This window comes from Phormidesmis priestleyi ULC007 (assembly GCF_003003695.1).
Classification (GTDB): domain Bacteria; phylum Cyanobacteriota; class Cyanobacteriia; order Leptolyngbyales; family Leptolyngbyaceae; genus Phormidesmis_A; species Phormidesmis_A priestleyi_A.
The window spans coordinates 186,367-203,409 of sequence record NZ_PVWG01000002.1; the positions used below are offsets into that span (position 1 = coordinate 186,367).

At 50.0% G+C, this 17,043-nt stretch carries 14 protein-coding genes; 8 read left to right on the forward strand and 6 right to left on the reverse strand.

Annotated features, from left to right (window positions below):
• The first annotated feature begins 166 nt into the window (after window positions 1-166).
• Window positions 167-931, forward strand: a complete 765-nt coding sequence (locus tag C7B65_RS27295; RefSeq protein WP_146135821.1) for a hypothetical protein — start codon at window positions 167-169, stop codon at window positions 929-931.
• Window positions 932-1,011: 80 nt separating this feature from the next.
• Window positions 1,012-1,506, forward strand: a complete 495-nt coding sequence (locus C7B65_RS03230) for a DUF427 domain-containing protein (RefSeq protein ID WP_073069601.1) — start codon at window positions 1,012-1,014, stop codon at window positions 1,504-1,506.
• A gap of 17 nt (window positions 1,507-1,523) precedes the next feature.
• Here the strand turns inward: C7B65_RS03230 and C7B65_RS03235 are convergent, their stop codons facing one another.
• On the reverse strand, window positions 1,524-2,978 hold the full coding sequence (locus tag C7B65_RS03235; protein WP_073069459.1) for an MFS transporter: 1,455 nt from the start codon (window positions 2,976-2,978) through the stop codon (window positions 1,524-1,526).
• 105 nt (window positions 2,979-3,083) lie between these two features.
• Here C7B65_RS03235 and C7B65_RS03240 point away from each other — a divergent pair, with 105 nt between their 5' ends.
• The gene (locus C7B65_RS03240; RefSeq protein WP_073069460.1) at window positions 3,084-3,578 is read left to right on the forward strand and encodes a phosphoribosyltransferase; all 495 of its coding nucleotides are present in this window, start codon (window positions 3,084-3,086) and stop codon (window positions 3,576-3,578) included.
• Window positions 3,579-3,739: 161 nt separating this feature from the next.
• Here C7B65_RS03240 and C7B65_RS03245 read toward each other — a convergent pair whose 3' ends face one another.
• Entirely contained in the window at window positions 3,740-6,040 is a 2,301-nt protein-coding gene (locus C7B65_RS03245) for a bifunctional serine/threonine-protein kinase/ABC transporter substrate-binding protein (protein ID WP_143161994.1), read from the reverse strand.
• Window positions 6,041-6,106: 66 nt separating this feature from the next.
• Between C7B65_RS03245 and nfi the strand changes: the two genes are divergently transcribed.
• Window positions 6,107-6,766 carry a deoxyribonuclease V gene (nfi, locus tag C7B65_RS03250; protein ID WP_073069462.1) on the forward strand — a complete coding sequence of 220 codons (660 nt, stop codon included), beginning with the start codon at window positions 6,107-6,109 and terminating at the stop codon, window positions 6,764-6,766.
• Between the two features lie 178 nt (window positions 6,767-6,944).
• On the opposite strand, the gene folB is transcribed toward nfi, so the two are convergent.
• Together folB and C7B65_RS03260 are read right to left on the reverse strand one after the other, a co-directional pair.
• Complete coding sequence (gene folB, locus C7B65_RS03255; RefSeq protein ID WP_073069463.1) at window positions 6,945-7,304, reverse strand: dihydroneopterin aldolase; 360 nt, start codon at window positions 7,302-7,304, stop codon at window positions 6,945-6,947.
• Window positions 7,305-8,771, reverse strand: coding sequence for an ArnT family glycosyltransferase (locus C7B65_RS03260; protein WP_073069464.1), 1,467 nt, complete (start codon window positions 8,769-8,771; stop codon window positions 7,305-7,307).
• 149 nt (window positions 8,772-8,920) lie between these two features.
• Between C7B65_RS03260 and C7B65_RS03265 the strand changes: the two genes are divergently transcribed.
• The 4 genes from C7B65_RS03265 (at window position 8,921) to C7B65_RS03280 (ending at window position 13,450) form a co-directional block, all read left to right on the forward strand.
• Window positions 8,921-10,015 (forward strand): ABC transporter permease, encoded by a 1,095-nt coding sequence (locus tag C7B65_RS03265; RefSeq protein WP_073069465.1) that lies wholly within the window; start codon window positions 8,921-8,923, stop codon window positions 10,013-10,015.
• A 218-nt stretch (window positions 10,016-10,233) separates the two neighbouring features.
• Window positions 10,234-11,181 carry an ABC transporter permease gene (locus C7B65_RS03270; protein WP_073069466.1) on the forward strand — a complete coding sequence of 316 codons (948 nt, stop codon included), beginning with the start codon at window positions 10,234-10,236 and terminating at the stop codon, window positions 11,179-11,181.
• Window positions 11,182-11,205: 24 nt separating this feature from the next.
• On the forward strand, window positions 11,206-12,753 hold the full coding sequence (locus tag C7B65_RS03275; protein WP_073069467.1) for an ABC transporter ATP-binding protein: 1,548 nt from the start codon (window positions 11,206-11,208) through the stop codon (window positions 12,751-12,753).
• Window positions 12,692-13,450, forward strand: coding sequence for a cysteine hydrolase family protein (locus C7B65_RS03280; protein WP_317615784.1), 759 nt, complete (start codon window positions 12,692-12,694; stop codon window positions 13,448-13,450). Before C7B65_RS03275 ends, C7B65_RS03280 begins: the two co-directional genes overlap by 62 nt.
• Before the next feature lie 14 nt (window positions 13,451-13,464).
• Here C7B65_RS03280 and nblS read toward each other — a convergent pair whose 3' ends face one another.
• Both nblS and purD read right to left on the reverse strand, forming a co-directional pair.
• Window positions 13,465-15,435: a two-component system sensor histidine kinase NblS gene (nblS, locus tag C7B65_RS03285; protein ID WP_073069602.1), complete on the reverse strand. Its 1,971-nt coding sequence runs from the start codon at window positions 15,433-15,435 to the stop codon at window positions 13,465-13,467.
• Window positions 15,436-15,507: 72 nt separating this feature from the next.
• Complete coding sequence (gene purD / locus C7B65_RS03290; RefSeq protein ID WP_073069469.1) at window positions 15,508-16,800, reverse strand: phosphoribosylamine--glycine ligase; 1,293 nt, start codon at window positions 16,798-16,800, stop codon at window positions 15,508-15,510.
• Between the last annotated feature and the right edge of the window lie 243 nt (window positions 16,801-17,043).

Sequence of the window (17,043 nt, forward strand, 5' to 3'; positions counted from 1 at the left end):
ATAGATCTATATCCGGGGGGAGAGTATCCGCAACTCGTGAATCCTTACACTTCTGGCTAGTGGCGATGATTCTAGATCAGATTATTCGTGCAGCAATGAGTCGTGATTTCGGCTCTTGAACAGCAGCCTCTGTGGTTGCTAGATCATCAACAGTAAGGAGATCAATATGAACGGAACTAACAAACGCGTCAACACTTTTAGTGCAGCAAAGCTATGCGCTAAACTTGCCGGAACTTTAGGGCTTGCTGGTGCCAGCTCTCTGCTTGCCTTCCCTGCTTTCTCAGCCACTCCTTCTCTCTCGAAGGTCAATCCTAATCCTACTATCTTTAACGAAGCTCCCTACAACCGCATTTCCCAGTCATCAGGTGGCGGGATGAATAACGTAACCCCTAGTGGCACCCCGACGAATCCCTCTTCGGCTCCCACTGCGGAACCTTCTAATGTAGGGCCTACTTTAGATCGTTCAACGAGTCCTGGCAGTGTGAACATGGATCGTTCAACAACTCCTGGCAGTTCACCAAATTCACCGAGCGCGGCTCCGAGCGGCACTCCTACCAATCCTTCGGCGGCTCCGAGCGGTTCGGGTGGCACTGGGGCTGATGTCGTGGTTCCGTCGTCTGGCGGCTCTATGACACCGGGCGGCATGAGTATGCCTACGGCTGCTCCGGGTGGATCTATCTCTCCGGCTGGCGGCAATCCTACCGATTCGACGACGACACCCAACAGCATCCCTGGCACACCTGGTAATCCGACCACCCCATCTTCTACACCTGACAGCACGATCACACCGTCAACGTCTCCTGATAGCACGACTACGCCATCGACGAGTCCTGACAGTACGACCACGCCATCTTCTACCCCTGACAACACCACGACCACCCCGTCTTCTACTTCTGATGATGGAAGCGGAGGAGTTCGTGCCCTTTGGTAAGGCTGGACAATGGGTTTAGATAACTGGTAAATAAAGGGACACGATCGAATTGTGTCCCTTTGATGTTTCAAGAGTTTTTCATGCGTCCTCAACCTATTGCCCCGCAGCCTGGTCAAGAATCTGTTTGGAATTATCCCCGTCCGCCTCGGTTAGAGTTGACTGAGAAGCCGATTCAAGTAGTGTTGAATGGCGAAGTGATTGCCGACACGCGACGGGCGATGCGGGTGTTAGAAACCAGTCATCCTCCGGTTTACTACATTCCGCCTGACGATATCCAGATGCAGTATTTAATTGCGTCTGCCCGATCGACCTACTGCGAGTGGAAGGGTTCTGGAAATTACTACACAGTGTCAGTCGGCGACAAACAAGCGGTAGATGTCGCCTGGTATTATGCCAATCCGACTCCTGAGTTTGCGGCGATCGCGCACTATGTCGCCTTCTATGCGGCACCGATGGATGCTTGTTATGTCGATGGTGAAAAGGTGACACCGCAGCCTGGAAACTTTTATGGTGGCTGGGTGACTAGCGATATTGTGGGGCCCTTTAAAGGGGAACCTGACTCTTGGGGTTGGTGACGAGTCAGGCAGCCGAGCTATTGATTTTCTTGAGACCTTTCGCGGTTGCGTTCTTGCAGCTTGAGCAAGATTTCAGCGTGAACTTCTTTGGTGATGGGGTAGAAGTAGGCTAGCACCAAGCCAATGATCAGCACGACGAGAGGAGCGGGCCCGACTAAAACGCGAATTGCCCAGAGTGCAGAAGCAGGCTGAGTCGGGTCTGCCTCACCTGTGATGGTTTTTAAGAAGCCTGATTGTTGCAGCACCCAGCCGACGAGGAACAGCCCGATCGCGAGTGCCACTTTTTGCAACAGCACCATAAATGCGTAGAACACTCCTTCGCGGCGTTGCCCAGTTTGCAACTCGTCTAGCTCAATTACATCGGGAATCATCGACCAGGGAATTAGATAAGCTGTCGAGACCCCAAAACCTGCCATTACCGCTAAGACATACAGCAGTCCGGTTTGTCCGGGCTGTAGCATGAATAGCCCGATTTCACCAATGATCCAAACGGTCATACCCATAAAGTAGACCGCTTTCTTGCCGACTCGTTTGCTGACCTCGCTCCAGACAAACAGCATGATAAAAGATGTCACCTGAACCGCAATAATGACATTGATAAAATCCTGCGTGGTTAGACCCATCCAATTCTTGACGAAGTAGGGAATGACTGACACGGTGTTTTGCACGGCAAGCCACGAACAAAGATAGATCCCAATCACATACAAAAATGGTCTGTTGCTGAAGACGATTTTAAGCTGTTCGAGATAGGGAAGCGACACCTCGTTACTCGTTTCTTGACGCAGGTGCTCTGTTTCTTTGACTCGCTGACGAGTGCCCCAAACGCACCAAAATAAGGGTAAAACAGAGATTACAGCACAGGCTGCTCCCATGACTGAGTATTGTTGAAGAGGATTATCTTTTAGCAATGGCAGATCGAAGATGCGTCCTACTAAAAGCAGCGACAAAATGCTGCCCCCGATCGAAAACCCAAATCGAAAGCTGGTGAGGCTAGTGCGTTCGTCATAGTCTTGGGTGAGTTCGGGTGTGAGAGCCGTGTAGGGTAAGTTGACAGCCGTGTAGAAGCTGTTGAAGAGAATGCTAATCGCGATGTAATACCAAAACAAACTCCACTGATTGGTAGTCGGGTCGCTGCTAAACTGGGGCACCAGCCACTGTAGAAAGAAGAAAAACCCGAAGGGAATTGCGCCAAAGATCATCCAGGGGTGACGGCGACCCCAACGGCTGCGAGTCTTATCGCTCAGCATCCCCACGATCGGATCGTTCACCGCATCCCAAATTTTGCTGATTAGCAGAATGCTGCCTGCCATTCCTGGGTCTAGCCCTGCAACGCTGGTGAAGAAAATGAGCAAGAATACAGATAGGATGTTTGCAGTGACGGCTGGCCCAAAATCACCTGCCCCGTATGCCAACTTGGTGCTTAAATTGAGTTTTCCTGACATTGCGGCAGGTTGATCGGCAGAATTATTCATAGGAACATCATAGAAACCGGGTTACTAGCTGTATTATTTTCATCATCTTTGGGTTTCGATCGTCCAAATCGTGCCAAATCTTTAACCGACTTAATATGCCTTCCCATGTCAGATCTTCATGTATCTTGGTCAGATTATCACCGCACGATCGAGCACCTAGCCGCTCAAGTTTACAAGTCTAATTGGGAATTTAATCAAATTGTCTGCCTTGCTAAAGGGGGTTTGCGGGTTGGAGATGTCTTGGCTCGTATCTATGACGTGCCCCTGGCAATTTTGGCGACTTCTTCTTATCGAAGTGGCAAAAGCCGCAGTAGCTTAGTGTTTTCGCGCGACTTGACGATGACCACACCTAACTTGGGCAGCCATGTCTTGCTCGTGGATGATTTAGTAGATTCTGGGGTGACACTACAAAAAACGATTCCTTGGCTTGAGCATCACTACGGATTTTATATCGAAGAGGTGCGGACAGGTGTGTTGTGGTACAAAGCCTGCTCGGTGATCAAGCCTGATTATTATGTCGATTATTTGGCTGATAATCCTTGGATTCATCAGCCGTTTGAGCGTTATGAAGACATGACCCCAGCAGATTTAATCATTTGAATCTTTGGCGTTGCTGAATCCAAGTATGAATCGGTGGGTAGCGACATTTCTGGAACGCCCCCTAAATCCCCCACAAGTGAGGGACTTTGAAAGTCCAAGAGTCCCCCAAAATGGGGGGTTGGGGGGCGAATTCATACCATTGTTCAGCAACGCCGAATCTTTTACTTCTTGTTCGACAGCGCTTTAAATTCGTATTGCTTGCCCGATCGAGCAGCCGTCACTTTCACCAGTTCGAGATCAATCGGGCGATCGCCGCTCTCAGAAAACTTGACTTGATGAATTGCGCCCATCACCGCAAAATCAGGACTTGCCAGCGATCGCCGAATGCCATTGCGAGTTGGTGTGCGCTGAAGTGCCCCAATCAACGCTTCGGTCGCGTCGTATGCCAACACTGTTCGCCACCGCACTGGGCTTCCCCAAAGTGTCTTGGCTTGCTTTTGAAATGCAGATTTTGAGATCTCAGCTTGATAAGACGGCACGGCTAAAACCATGCCTGCGATAGTCTTGCCGCCGATCTGTAAGGTTTTAGGTGAATAAAGCGCATCACCTGCCAAAAGAGGCAACCGATTTTGATTGGCGTTAATGACTAGAAGAGTCCGATCGAAGAATTCGTTATTGGGTGCAAGCATGATCACCTGTGCCCCTTTCTTAATCGCTTGATCGACACTTTCAACGGGGTTAAAGTCCGGTTTGCTTAGATCGATCGCGTCGATTACTTGACCACGATCGCCATAGAACAAAGCTTTACTAAATTCGTCTTTAAGCGAGTTGCTATAAGCACTGGCAGAATTAAAGAACACTACAGCTTTGCGTTTTTTAAGCTGCGTCACCATATAATTGCCAAGCTGTTTTGCAGGCAGTTGATCACTAGGCATGGTGCGAAACACATAGGGACTAAACCCCGACAGCGCAACAGCAGAACTGACGGGGGAGATAACAACAAGTTCTCCAGATTGATAGATTGTTCCAGCCGCGAGAGTGGTATCGCTCGTGCCGTGACCAATTACGCCTAAAACTGTTGCATCATCAACAAAGGCTTTTGCCACTTGTTTAGCAATTTCTGGTTCACTGTTGTCTGTGGCGATCGCCACCTTTAACTGCACTCCATTAATACCCCCAGTTTGATTAACCTGATTTTGCGCCTGCGCCACTCCCTGCAAAACTTCTGCCGAAGAACCGGGTTGAGTGCTGAGGGGCACCACTACGGCAACGGTGTAAGACTTCTGCTGACCAATTCGCGCGTTGTTGAGATAGATCAGAGTTTCGGGGTCGGCGACGTTGGCTCGACGCGCTTTTTCTAGGAGAGTGACCGCTTGTTTGAGGTTTCCGACGGCGATCTGGTCGGTGGCTTCTTGCTTAAGCGGGAGAACCGTTCCGGGTGTGAGGATTTTTTCACCTACGCTAATCTGAGTCTGAATCGAACTCGGACTGACGATCGGAAGTGCTTTGGGCGTTAATGTGCGAGTCACCGTCCAAGTGGCCAGAGCTAGAGAAGCCGCTGCACCGATGCTAGTCGCGATCTTCAGCGGCATTGCAGCCCCGGCTAAAAATCGAGGGCGTGGTGGTACGATCGCGGCACGAACATTAGCACCCCGAACGGCATCAAATCGAGAGAGCGGGGCTTGGGTTTGATTCTCTGTTTCCTGAAGATGTTGCAGTGCTTCTAGTGCTTCATCAGCAGTTTGATAGCGCTGGTTGAAGTGAAACTTTGTCATCTTTTCCAGCACGGTGGCGAGTTCTGGCTGCACTTCGACCAAATCTTGCCAAACGAGTTCGCAGGTGTTGGGGTCTTGCGGCAACTGCACAGGGCGCGCTCCTGTCAAAGCTTGAATGCCGATCACTCCTAACGCATAGACATCGCTGCTAAAGCGAGGTTTGCCCAAACACTGCTCACTTGCTCCATAGCCTGACGTGTAGACTGGCATACTGATCTCAGTGGTTCCGGTGGCTTCGGCGATCGTATGTTCGATGGTTTTAACGGCACCAAAATCGATTAGAACTAGTTTTTGATCGCGATCGCGGCGAATTAAATTCTCAGGTTTAATGTCTCGATGAATAACGTTTTGAGCATGAACAAAGTTCAATATGCCTAAGACATCTTTTAACAGTAGAATTACCTGGGCTTCAGAGAGCTTTTTTCCGGGCAGTAATTCGTCACTGAGCGGGTGCCCTTCAATAAATTCTTGAACGAGATAAAACTCTTTGTCTTCCTCAAAATATGCCAACAGTCGCGGAATTTGATCATGTTCGCCCAACTTCTCCAAGGTTTCTGCCTCTGAGAGAAACATCCGCCTCGCTTGCTGCAAAATCGCAGGATTATGGCTGGCAAAACTGAGGTGTTTCAATACACACAAAGGGTTCCCAGGACGCTGAGTATCCTGAGTGACATACGTGTGACCAAACCCGCCTGACCCAAGCACCCTGACGATTCGATAGCGCGAACTGAGCAGTCGTCCTAACATTGCGCCCGTAGATGGTAGACCACTTGATTGTAGGGCGATATCAAGAGGAAGGATGAGGGATGAAGCATGAAAATTGAGCAGAAACATGAGTGGGTTTTGACCGCAGAAGCCGCGATCGAGATTCAGCAAACGCTGCGAACTGAGGTGATCACGCGCGATCGCTTCGGGGTGGTGAACTATGTGGCGGGCGTTGATGTCGGTTTTGAGGCAGACGGGACAGTGACTCGTGCAGCCGTTGCCGTGCTGAGTTATCCAGAATTGCAGTTGTGTGATCAGGCGATCGCGCGTCGTCCCACCACGTTTCCTTACATTCCGGGGTTTCTCTCGTTTCGAGAAGTTCCGGCGGTTTTAGATGCGTTAGAGAATGTCAAAATTATGCCTGATTTACTGCTCTGCGATGGTCAAGGCATCGCGCATCCTCGACGGTTTGGTATCGCGTGTCATCTGGGAGTGTTGACCAATTTACCTGCGATTGGAGTGGCAAAATCTCGTCTGATTGGCAAACACGCCGAAGTACCAGACAAAAGAGGCACTTGGGAGCCACTGTACGATCGCGGCGAGACGATCGGCGCAGTGCTCAAAACTCGCCCCAATACAAACCCGCTCTATATTTCTCCCGGTCATCGCATTAGTTTAGAAACGGCGATCGCTTATGTGATGGGCTGCACGACCAAATATCGTTTGCCCGAAACGACTCGCTTTGCTCACAAGTTAGCTTCTGGCTGATTATCGTGTTTAACACGTCAGTTCGACGAGTTTTTTCGCTTCGTTCTCAGCGGCTTCTGCCCCCTAAATCCCCCATTCTGGGGGACTTTGAACCGGAATTTTTGGCTTGAAGTCCCCCAAAATTGGGGGATTTAGGGGGCGCGATGGACTCGTAACGAAGTCTCGAATTCACGTTGTTTTATGATCGAGTGCGAGTGATGTCGATCGTGATTTTGCCGCCAAAGTCAGGAATCGGAGCCGCAGGTTTGATCAACTGCACCCGCACCTGAGAGACGCGATCGAAGTTAAGAACAGATTCTGCAATCAGCGTTGCCAATCTCTCTAACAAGATTAAACGAGAAGTCTTCACTAAGTTCTGCACAATTTCGATCACATCGCAATAATCTAAAGTGTGTGCCAATAGATCGCTTTCTCCAGCTTGAGAGAGATCGAGCCACAGCGTTATATCGACTTCAAACCACTGTCCTAATCGTTGTTCTTCAGGCAATGCACCCGTGTAGCCATAACTGAGAATGCCTGTTATGTGAATACAGTCCATTTATTTCAATCCATAGCCTCTTTGAACATAGTAGTTCTTGATCCACACGCCAAACCGAATGATCGGAACAGTAATCGGTGGTGAAACTCGATCGAACTTTGCAAGTAGCTTTGACTGCACCGGAAACCAATCATCCGACAAAATTACTGCATTTTTGTCTCGAAAGGGCAGATCATCGGGATACCAAAAGTCAAATTGATCGACCCGATCGGAGATCGCTCTCACAGTTTTATCGTTAAGTTGATAAGCCAGAGCAGATGCCGATCGATAATCGGTGGTGATCAACAAGGGCGAAGTCTGAAGTTCTGATGCCTGCTGTGTAACGACAACAGCAACTTCGTTCCAGCCAAACAACATCCGTGAATCTGGATCAGCGTCTTTGCTGACCAGTGCTGACAACGGTAAAGCACAATAATGTACCACTAGCAGGGTTGCAAATAATAATCCATAAAGCTGAAAGCCAGATAACGCTTTAGATCCGAAATTTGAAGCCCGAATAAAACAGGCCGGGAGTAAAGGAAACAATAAAAGATAAGCAGTAATATTCCAATAATAAAGCGCAGCCGAAATCAGAGAAATAACCGTCAAAATAATGGTAGAGACTGCGAACATCCAAAATGCGACGATCGGGTAAACAGAATCAGTGCGAATCAAATGACTGGGCTGTTTAAAACTCCGATAAAAGCCTCTCCAATAGAATGGAGAAACTACAAAAAATGAAACGCCAATGAAAGCAAGACACGAACCTAATTTAATTCCACCATTAACCGGATGAATACTGCGATCGACATAATAATGAAACGACTGAAAATCATTCGAGAGATTCCACACCAGAATCGGAATCAACGCACTGCTGGCGATCGCGATCGCAAAATAGAGCCGACGATCACGCAAAAATGGTCTTAATCGGCGATCGGCAATCATCGCAGCGAGAAATCCAAGCGGCACAAACACGGCATTATATTTGCACAATCCAGCAAGCGCGATCGCAATAGCTGATGAATAGAGTCGCCAACTTTCACCTTTTTGCTCTGTAACATAACCATCCAGAAACGTAATAAATAAGTATGCAGAAATTAACGAAAACGTAATTAGTAAGTGATCGTGCCACGCCAACCCCAAAAATAAAAAATACAACGGGGACGCAAGCACTAATATAATCACTAACCAAAAATGTTGTTCAATCTTATCTCGATAAAGATAATGAACAATTCTATAGTAGGTATAACCGATCGCGCCACTACTGATTAAGTTGGGCAACCGCAGTGTGAAATTAGAGCGTCCAAAAACCGCAGTAAAAGCCCCTTGAACCCAAGCATTTAAGGGCGGATGGTCATAGTAAGACCAGTCTAGATGCTGACCCCAAAGCCAATAGTAAGCTTCGTCAGGGTTTGGAAACGCCGTCAGCCAAAACACCAAACGAAGCACCGCGAAAGCGATTATCACAAACAGCCAAGATTTAGGCATTCAGAGAACTTATCAAATTAGTTACAAAACTTTAAAGAATTTCCTCAACGATCGCTATTCTTCCACGATCGTTAAATTTGGTACATCACGATGCACTTTTATCGAATAAAAAGGCTTATATTCTTTCATCATCCTTCACTCGGTTGCGTATGCTGACTAGCGCTCATTGGCGTAAAACGTTAGAAGCGGTTTCGATTCCGATCGCTGCTCTGATCTTCTCACTTTTTTTGTTTGGCTTGTTTTGTGCGGCAGCGGGGGCCAATCCCTTTGCGGTCTATGGGGCAATTTATAAAGCAGCCTTTGGCAGTTGGTTTGCCTTTCAAAATACGCTAATTCGAGCCGCCCCGTTGATGCTGACCTCTTTGTGTACCGCGCTTCCTGCTCGATTGGGGTTGGTAATCATTGGCAACGAAGGGGCACTAGTCATGGGTGGGATTGCCGCGATCGCCGCAGGCTTATCCGTCGCGGGTTCTGCCCCAGCGCTCGTCGTTCAAATCGTCATGGCGATCGCAGGCATCCTCGCTGGAGGGGTGTGGATCGGCATAGTCGGAGCGTTGCGTCACTATCGAGCTGTCAACGAGACGATTAGCAGCCTATTGATGAATTACATCGCGATCGCGATCCTCAACCATCTGGTAGGCGGCCCGATGCGCGATCCGACTTCTCTTAACAAGCCCTCTAGCTTCCCGATTCCTGATGCCGATAAGCTAGGCAACATTCCCTTTACACGAGTCCATTACGGGTTGCTCTACGGCATTGTCGTGTGCATCATTGCTTACTACCTGATCCAGCGCACCACGTTTGGATTCGCAGCACGAACGGCAGGCGGAAACGTCAAAGCCGCCCGAATTGCCGGATTGCCCGTCGGCAAATTGACGATCGCGATCTGCTTTCTAGCTGGATCTGCTGCTGGGTTAGCCGGGATGGTCGAAGTCGCGGCAGTACACGGTCGAGCCAACGAATCACTCAATGCTAACTATGGCTATGCGGGAATTTTGGTGGCATTTATTGCGCGACATAACCCGATCGCTGCCAGCGTTGTGGCAATTCTACTCGGCGGAATTCTCGCCAGCGGCAGCATCTTGCAGCGACAGTTAGGCTTACCCGATGCCACAGTCTATGTCTTTCAAGGCTTAGTGTTTCTCGTCGTTCTCTACAGCGAATCTCTCTACGGACGGTTCGCCATCTTTAAAGAACCCGAAGCACCGAGTTTGCCTCCCCCTTCAGCAACCCTGGCAGTATAAATTAACGTCAGTTCGACGGAAGCGGTTCGCTCCGGTTGTGAATTCTGGAAGCCCCCTAAATCCCCCAAATTGGGGGACTTCAAGCCACAAGTTCCGGTTCAAAGTCCCCCAGAATGGGGGATTTAGGGGGCAGAAGCCGCTGACAACGAAGCGAAAAACCTCGTCGAACTGACGTTAAATTACTTGCGATCGCACCCAAATTCAATGGAGATATTCAAATGGCAACAGAAGCACTAGGTTGGTGGGGCGTTCCTTTAGGAATCATGGCGGGTATGTTACGCGGCAGTGCCCCCTTCTTATTTGTGAGTTTGGGCGAGTGCCTAACTGAGAAAAGCGGCAAAGTCAACTTGGGGTTAGAAGGAACGCTTTTGACCGGGGCAATGAGTGCCTACGCGATCTCTTATCTGACCGAAAAGAGCGTCGGCCCGGCAATTTCTCCCTGGCTGGGCGTTCTAGTAGCAGGTCTAGCCGGAATGGTTTTAGGCTTTATTCACGCGTGGCTATCTCAGCAGCCCAAGGTGAATGATGTCGCTGTCGGCATTGCCATGATTATCTTTGGCAGTGGCATCGCCTTCTTTTTAGGAAAACCGTTTATTCAACCGCCTGCCCCTCAACTGCCAACATTTGATCTGGGTGCCTGGAGCAACGTTCCTCAAATTCAATCCGCTCTAAAAATCAGTCCTCTGCTGATCATCGGAATTTTGCTCGCGCCGTTAATGGCTTGGTTTTTTAAGTCTACTCGTTGGGGATTATTTATTCGAGCGGTTGGCGATAGTCCCGATGCAGCGTTAGCGATGGGCATCTCGATCGCAAAAGTGAGAATGCTGTGCATCATCGCTGGCAGCTTTTTAGCTGGGATTGGCGGGGCATATTTGTCGCTTTACTACCCCGGTAGCTGGTCAGAGCGCATTTCTAGCGGTCAGGGCTTGATGGCGGTTGCTCTGGTGATCTTTGCCCGTTGGAATCCGATTCAGTGCCTTTGGGCATCGCTCTTATTTGGAGGCGCACAAGCGATCGGCCCTGCCTTGCAAGCGGTCGGCGTTGAGGGCGGTTATTATCTCTTCAACGCGTCTCCTTACATTCTGACGCTGCTGATCATGATCATTACTTGTTCTCCCAAGAAGACGCTCACAGGCGCACCTGGCGCTTTAGGAACTTTCACTTAAAAACTCTAAATTTCAATAAAAGTCATGAATCCAGCCGTCGAAATCAGCCAAACCAAAGAACTCGACCTGCCCCCCGAACTCGAAGTCGTAAATATGACCAAACAATTTGGTCAACTGATCGCCCTCGATCAGGTTTCATTGACCCTAAAACCCGGCACGTTTCACGCCCTGTTGGGAGAAAACGGAGCCGGAAAAAGTACGCTCGTAAAATGCGTCATGGGCTTTTATCAGCCCACTTCTGGAGAGGTGCGCTTTAACCAGCAGGTGCAAACGATCGCTAGCCCCCGCGACGCTCAAAGACACGGAATTGGCATGGTCTATCAGCACTTCACCTCAGTTCCGGCGATGACGGTGGCAGAAAATTTGGTGCTTTGCCGCTATGAAAGTGCCGCGCTGATTGACTGGAAAGCTGAATACGAGGTGCTGAACGCATTTATGGAGACGGCTCCGTTTAAGCTGCCGTTGAGTGCGATCGTGGCTCAACTCGCGGCTGGAGAAAAGCAAAAACTAGAGATTCTCAAACAGCTTTATCTCAAGAGCAAGATTCTAATTCTAGATGAGCCAACCTCAGTGCTAACGCCCGGTGAAGCCGATGAGGTGTTGGGCTTGATTCGCCAAGAAGTCGTCGCGGGGCATTTAAGCGTGCTGCTAATCAGCCACAAATTTCGCGAGGTGACAGCGTTTGTAGACGAGATCACCGTCTTACGAAAGGGCAAATTTGCGGGGAGCGGCAGCGTTAAAGATCTGACGATCGCCGACATGGCAGAGATGATGATGGGCGAAAAACGCGATCCTCAAAAAGTTGAGAAGACGGTGCATCCCGACCCGACCCCGGTGCTGCAAATTCAGGAGATTCACGCCAATAAAGACAATGGGCTAGAGGCGATTTCGGGCGTAAATCTGACCGTCAATAGTGGCGAAATTGTCGGGATTGCAGGCATTTCTGGCAACGGTCAGCGCGAATTAGTCGAAGTCTTGGCAGGTCAACGCATCGCCACCGCTGGGCAGGTTTTGGTCAATGGCGAAGTCTATCGGGCCAGTCGCCGCGAAATGTTTAAGCATCGCGTCTTTGTGCTGCCCGAAGAGCCGCTTAAAAATGCCTGTGTGCCTCAAATGAGCGTGGCAGAGAATTTGGCACTGAGAACGTTTGATCGTTCGCCTCAAGCCAAAGGCTGGATGCTGCTTTTTAAGCCGATTCGAGAGGCTGCCCAGCGCTTGATTAAAATCTTTAAAATTAAAACGCCTTCTCCCGAAACTCCAGTCAGCAATCTCTCTGGTGGAAACGTCCAGCGCACCGTTCTTGCACGAGAGCTTTCTTCAGATCACATTAACCTTCTGATTGCCGCTAACCCCTGTTTTGGTCTGGACTTTGCCGCCGTCGATTATATTCACAGCGAAATTTTGGAGACTCGAAACCGAGGCGTTGCGGTGCTGCTCGTCAGCGAAGATCTGGACGAGTTGCTGAAATTGTCCGATCGCATCCTCGTGATCAGTGAAGGCAAATTTGCTTATGAAAGCCCGATCGCAACGGCTGATTTTGCTGCGATCGGTCGCAGCATGGCAGGACATTAGCCCTATGACTATTATTTCTGCACAGCCTTATGACTACGAGTTGCCTGAAGACGGCAACATTGCGCTGATCGTGATTGATATGCAGCGTGACTTTATGGAACTGGGTGGATTTGGTGACATTTTGGGGAACGATGTTAGCCTTTTGCAAGCGATCGTGCCGACTCTAAAAACGCTGTTAGCAGGCTGTCGATCGCGAAACCTCCCCATTTTCCACACGACTGAGGGACATCAACCCGATCTGTCAGACTGTCCCGACTCTAAGCGCAAACGGGGTAAAGGAAAATTGACGATCGGCGATGCCGGATCGCTGGGACGAATTCTCATTTTGGGTGAACCAGGTAACGGCATCATCCCCGAATTGGCTCCGCTTCCAGGAGAAATCGTGATCCCAAAACCGGGCAAAGGTGCGTTCTACAACACCGACCTCGAACCGTTGTTAAAAGAGCGCAACGTGACCCACCTGCTGATCACAGGCGTAACGACTGAAGTTTGTGTCCAAACAACCATGCGAGAAGCCAACGATCGGGGCTATGAGTGCTTGCTCGTCGAAGATGCGACCGAGAGCTACTTTCCAGAATTCAAGCAAGCGACGCTAGAAATGGTGCGCGCCCAAGGTGGCATCGTCGGCTGGACTGCCACCACCGATCAAGTACTGCAAGGATTGCAAACCTGGAAATCGGCTTCAGCGATCGCGTGACGAAATCACATTGGTTATGAACCTGTGGTGACTATACTCGCCTCAGAAACAGCCGCCTCCAGGGTGTGAGATTCTTCGGCTAGCTTCAACGCTGCGATCGCAGCAATCTCATCTTGATAAATGGGGAGGTCAAGCCAAAACGTGGTTCCGACTCCCACTTCACTGACTAGATAGACGCGGCTGTGGTGACGCTGCACAATATTGCGGACGATCGACAGCCCTAAACCCGTTCCTTCTAGCGTGTGAACCCGGTTCTCAACTCTAAAAAATCGCTCAAAGATGGCATTTTGGTCTTCCTGGTCAATGCCAATTCCGGTATCTGCGATCTCAACGCGAACCGTTTCGGGCGAATGCAGAGAGGCGCGAATCATCACCTTGCCGCCCGCTTCAGTAAACTTAAGGGCATTGCCCACCAGATTTGCAAACACCTGCAAAAGCAAATCATAGTGCCCCATCACCGCAGGCAAATCGGCTTCAACTTCTTGCAGTAGCTCGATGCCTTTGTCTTTAGCGTTGAGTCGATAAGTGCGAAGAATTTGCTCGATCGGTTGTGCCAGATCGACGGCTTCTAAGTGATAAATCTTGCACGACTCTAAGCGAGACAGATCCAACACATCATTGACTAGTCGAGTCAGACGATCGGTTTCTCGATTTGCCGTTTCTAAAAACTCTTGCCGCTCCGTCTCAGTTAGTTCATCGCCATATTCATGCAGCGTTTCGATAAAGGATTTGATGTTAAACAGGGGCGTTCTCAACTCATGAGACACGTTGCTAATAAACTGACTTTTTGCTTCATTTAGCTCCGCTTCACGGGTGATATCTTGCACCGTCACCGCCACACCTTTGACGTTTTCTTTAGAAGAATCCAGAACGGTGTTTAACAAAATTCTCAGGGTGCGATTCACTGGCTCGGTGAGCGTGATCCGAAATTCAGCTTCCTCACGCAGTTCACCTCTGGCAACCTGATAGAGTGGGCGAGTCAATTCGACCTGCACAGGCACTGGGAAACAGTAAAGCGCGTTGGTTCCTTCCACGGGCTTGCCTTCCCAGCCAAAGATGCGGCGAGCAGTCGGGTTCACCAACACCACTTGCAGATTGGTATCGAGCAAAACAGCACCATCGGCGATCGTCGCCACCAAAGTCTCTAACTTCGCCTTTTCCGCCGTGAGTTCTTCAATGTTTTGTTCTTCGTAGCGCTCTAGTTTTTCTGCCATCTCGTTAAAGCTAGCAATCAGTTCGCTCAACTCAACGCCGCCCCCCACAGGCAGATCAACCCTCTGCTGAAAGTTGCCCTTGGCAATATTTTTAACGCCAACTACAAGCTCTTTAATCGGCTTAGTGATTTGCAGCGCATTAAACACCGCCCCTAAAATCACCATCACCCAGATCGAGACAAACACAGCCACCGTGACATCTCGCGTTAGGTGAGATGACGCGGCCACCGTCGGGTTTGGATTAGTGCCGATCGCCAACACACCCAAATATTTGCCCTCATACACCAAGGGCACAAACACGTCGGTGACTTCACCATCGGGCGTTAAGTGCTGGCGCACCATCGGTAAATCTGAGGTTTCAGCAAAATTTTCGGGTAGCTGAATGCGACGGCGAATCGTCAGCGAATTTTGCACCTCAGAATCTGAGAAAGGAATCCCAAAATAGATTTCGCCATTCGTATCGGCATAGAGCATATAGCGCACGCTGGAAGTGCTGCCATAAAAGCGATGCGAAAAACGAGCTAACTCAGTACGATCGTCCTCTCCAACCAGAGGAGCCACGTTTGCCGCCAGCAGCAGCCCCAAATCGCTGCCGAACCGCGTATCGTTAACGCGAGCATCTTGCTGAATTGTGTTGACTGCCCAAAAAGTCAGCCCACTCATAATCAGCGACACGACTAGGGTTGCCGCCGCCATCAGCTTAGTCTGGAGCGTAAACTCCGACCACCAGCGCACCAAAACTTCTCGAACGGGGTTGAAGAAGGAAAACAAGAGCAAGACCAGGGGTGAGGGACTAGAAGCTAAAAAGCTTCCTTTTGACGACTTCCTGATCCTAAATATAAATCAATTTTGAGGAGAGCTAACCGTTCGGACTCGGTAGCCGATATCTCGACGATAATACATGCCCTCAAATTGAATCTGCGCGATCGCGGCATAGGCTTGGGCGATCGCTTGCTCAAAGTCATTACCCATCGCAGTCACGCCTAGCACTCGCCCACCGTCGCTGACTAAAACTTGCTGTTTACGCTGAGTTCCCGCGTGAAAGACGATCGCTCCCGTTGTCTCAGCTTGCTCAATGCCAGTGATCGGAAACGCCTTCTTAAAGTTGCCGGGATAGCCTTCTGAAGCCACCACAACACAGGCAGCAGCACCGGGCTTCCATTCAAGGGGCGGAAACTGCTCTAGCTTCTGTTGAGTACAAGCCGCCAACAGTTTTTCTAGCGGAGTGACAAGCAAAGGCAGAATTGCCTGAGCTTCGGGGTCACCAAACCGACAGTTAAACTCAATCACTTTTGGATCACCTGCTGGCGTGATCATCAAACCTGCGTAGAGAACGCCGCGATAGTCAATATTGCGATCGCGCAACGCCGTGATCGTCGGCTCTAAAATTTCAGCCTGAATGCGGTTCATCAAAGCGGGCGTGACGATCGCAGCCGGAGCGTAAGCCCCCATACCGCCTGTGTTTTCCCCGGTGTCGCCCTCGCCGATGCGCTTGTGATCTTGGGCAGGCAACAGTGGGCGAATCGTCAACCCGTCGGTGACTGCCAAAATTGAGACTTCTTGACCGAGCAGGCATTCTTCAACCACGACCTGATATCCGGCAGCACCGAACTGCCCGTCGAAGCAAAGGTCGATCGCGGCTTCTGCGGCTGCTACTGTTGGTGCCACTGTCACGCCTTTTCCGGCGGCAAGTCCATCGGCTTTGATGACGATCGGGGTTGCTTGCTGACGTACATAAGTCTTTGCAGCCTCCGCAGTCGTAAACACTTCTGCGTTTGCGGTCGGAACTCTGGCTTCCTGCATCAGCGCTTTTGCCCATGCCTTGCTCGACTCAATCTGAGCACCCTCACGAGTGGGGCCAAACACCGCCAAGTTTTGCTGAGTCAGAGCATCTGTAATTCCTTGAGATAAAGGAACTTCAGAACCCACGACCACCATAGAAATATTGTGCACCAACGCAAATCGCGCAATCCCCTCAAAATCGTCTGGAGACAGCGCTAAGTTGCTACAGCGCTCTAGCGTGGCAGTTCCCCCGTTGCCCGGAACACAGACCACCTGCTGAACTTGTGGCGACTGCAATAACGTCCAAGCCAGGGCATGTTCACGACCCCCATTGCCGACAATCAAAACCCTCACGTTGCCCTCGCTCAGAAATTATTAGTTAGCATTTGACAGTGCATCCACCGTTAATCGAAACCTCGATCGGGTTTCCTTAAGGGGTGTTTTTATTCGGTAGACTTAACATCTTACCGATAAAATTTTAATGATCTGGCAAATGGCATCCCATTATGTCATGGGAGGACGGAATTTTGGGGAAGCTCTCGGGAATTAGAGGTCAATGGAGAGTCTGAAACCTTCTAGTCTTGAGTCAGTCACCTA

What these genes read in the sequence shown, in the direction of transcription:
- C7B65_RS27295 (WP_146135821.1), top strand. Translation starts at nt 167, where the DNA reads ATGAACGGAACTAACAAACGCGTCAACACTTTTAGTGCAGCAAAGCTA.
- C7B65_RS03230 (WP_073069601.1), top strand. Translation starts at nt 1,012, where the DNA reads ATGCGTCCTCAACCTATTGCCCCGCAGCCTGGTCAAGAATCTGTTTGG.
- C7B65_RS03235 (WP_073069459.1), bottom strand. Translation starts at nt 2,978, where the DNA reads ATGAATAATTCTGCCGATCAACCTGCCGCAATGTCAGGAAAACTCAAT.
- C7B65_RS03240 (WP_073069460.1), top strand. Translation starts at nt 3,084, where the DNA reads ATGTCAGATCTTCATGTATCTTGGTCAGATTATCACCGCACGATCGAG.
- C7B65_RS03245 (WP_143161994.1), bottom strand. Translation starts at nt 6,040, where the DNA reads ATGTTAGGACGACTGCTCAGTTCGCGCTATCGAATCGTCAGGGTGCTT.
- nfi (WP_073069462.1), top strand. Translation starts at nt 6,107, where the DNA reads ATGAAAATTGAGCAGAAACATGAGTGGGTTTTGACCGCAGAAGCCGCG.
- folB (WP_073069463.1), bottom strand. Translation starts at nt 7,304, where the DNA reads ATGGACTGTATTCACATAACAGGCATTCTCAGTTATGGCTACACGGGT.
- C7B65_RS03260 (WP_073069464.1), bottom strand. Translation starts at nt 8,771, where the DNA reads ATGCCTAAATCTTGGCTGTTTGTGATAATCGCTTTCGCGGTGCTTCGT.
- C7B65_RS03265 (WP_073069465.1), top strand. Translation starts at nt 8,921, where the DNA reads ATGCTGACTAGCGCTCATTGGCGTAAAACGTTAGAAGCGGTTTCGATT.
- C7B65_RS03270 (WP_073069466.1), top strand. Translation starts at nt 10,234, where the DNA reads ATGGCAACAGAAGCACTAGGTTGGTGGGGCGTTCCTTTAGGAATCATG.
- C7B65_RS03275 (WP_073069467.1), top strand. Translation starts at nt 11,206, where the DNA reads ATGAATCCAGCCGTCGAAATCAGCCAAACCAAAGAACTCGACCTGCCC.
- C7B65_RS03280 (WP_317615784.1), top strand. Translation starts at nt 12,692, where the DNA reads ATGAAAGCCCGATCGCAACGGCTGATTTTGCTGCGATCGGTCGCAGCA.